The organism is Streptomyces sp. NPDC111516 (genome assembly GCF_055635345.1).
On the sequence record NZ_JBVKBV010000074.1, the window covers coordinates 1 to 1849 of the forward strand.

General features: G+C 56.2%; 1 rRNA gene. It reads left to right on the plus strand.

What is annotated here, in order from left to right:
• A 23S ribosomal RNA gene (locus ACZ7L9_RS38085) occupies positions 1-1827 on the plus strand; the annotation flags it as partial.
• Positions 1828-1849 lie beyond the last annotated feature (22 nt).

The window sequence follows — 1849 nt, forward strand, 5'->3', positions numbered from 1 at the left end:
GGATGGGTAGGGGAGCGTCGTGTGCCGGGTGAAGCAGCCGCGGAAGCGAGTTGTGGACGGTTCACGAGTGAGAATGCAGGCATGAGTAGCGATACACACGTGAGAAACGTGTGCGCCGATTGACTAAGGGTTCCTGGGTCAAGCTGATCTGCCCAGGGTAAGTCGGGACCTAAGGCGAGGCCGACAGGCGTAGTCGATGGACAACCGGTTGATATTCCGGTACCCGCTTTGAAACGCCCAATACTGAATCAGGCGATGCTAAGTCCGTGAAGCCGGCCCGATCTCTTCGGAGTTGAGGGTAGTGGTGGAGCCGACGAACCAGACTTGTACTAGGTAAGCGATGGGGTGACGCAGGAAGGTAGTCCAGCCCGGGCGGTGGTTGTCCCGGGGTAAGGGTGTAGGCCGTGTGGTAGGTAAATCCGTCACACGTTAAGGCTGAGACCTGATGCCGAGCCGATTGTGGTGAAGTGGATGATCCTATGCTGTCGAGAAAAGCCTCTAGCGAGTTTCATGGCGGCCCGTACCCTAAACCGACTCAGGTGGTCAGGTAGAGAATACCGAGGCGTTCGGGTGAACTATGGTTAAGGAACTCGGCAAAATGCCCCCGTAACTTCGGGAGAAGGGGGGCCATTCCTGGTGAGGGGATTTACTTCCTGAGCTGGGGGTGGCCGCAGAGACCAGCGAGAAGCGACTGTTTACTAAAAACACAGGTCCGTGCGAAGCCGTAAGGCGATGTATACGGACTGACGCCTGCCCGGTGCTGGAACGTTAAGGGGACCGGTTAGCCGACTTTCGGGTCGGCGAAGCTGAGAACTTAAGCGCCAGTAAACGGCGGTGGTAACTATAACCATCCTAAGGTAGCGAAATTCCTTGTCGGGTAAGTTCCGACCTGCACGAATGGCGTAACGACTTCTCGACTGTCTCAACCATAGGCCCGGTGAAATTGCACTACGAGTAAAGATGCTCGTTTCGCGCAGCAGGACGGAAAGACCCCGGGACCTTTACTACAGTTTGATATTGGTGTTCGGTTCGGCTTGTGTAGGATAGGTGGGAGACTTTGAAGCGGCCACGCCAGTGGTTGTGGAGTCGTCGTTGAAATACCACTCTGGTCGTGCTGGATGTCTAACCTGGGTCCGTGATCCGGATCAGGGACAGTGTCTGATGGGTAGTTTAACTGGGGCGGTTGCCTCCTAAAGAGTAACGGAGGCGCCCAAAGGTTCCCTCAGCCTGGTTGGCAATCAGGTGTTGAGTGTAAGTGCACAAGGGAGCTTGACTGTGAGACCGACGGGTCGAGCAGGGACGAAAGTCGGGACTAGTGATCCGGCAGTGGCTTGTGGAAGCGCTGTCGCTCAACGGATAAAAGGTACCCCGGGGATAACAGGCTGATCTTCCCCAAGAGTCCATATCGACGGGATGGTTTGGCACCTCGATGTCGGCTCGTCGCATCCTGGGGCTGGAGTCGGTCCCAAGGGTTGGGCTGTTCGCCCATTAAAGCGGTACGCGAGCTGGGTTTAGAACGTCGTGAGACAGTTCGGTCCCTATCCGCTGTGCGCGTAGGAATATTGAGAAGGGCTGTCCCTAGTACGAGAGGACCGGGACGGACGAACCTCTGGTGTGCCAGTTGTTCTGCCAAGGGCATGGCTGGTTGGCTACGTTCGGAAAGGATAACCGCTGAAAGCATCTAAGCGGGAAGCCTGCTTCGAGATGAGTATTCCCACCAACTTGATTGGTTAAGGCTCCCAGTAGACGACTGGGTTGATAGGCCAGATGTGGAAGCCCGGTAACGGGTGGAGCTGACTGGTACTAATAGGCCGAGGGCTTGTCCTCAGTTGCTCGCGTCCACTGTGTT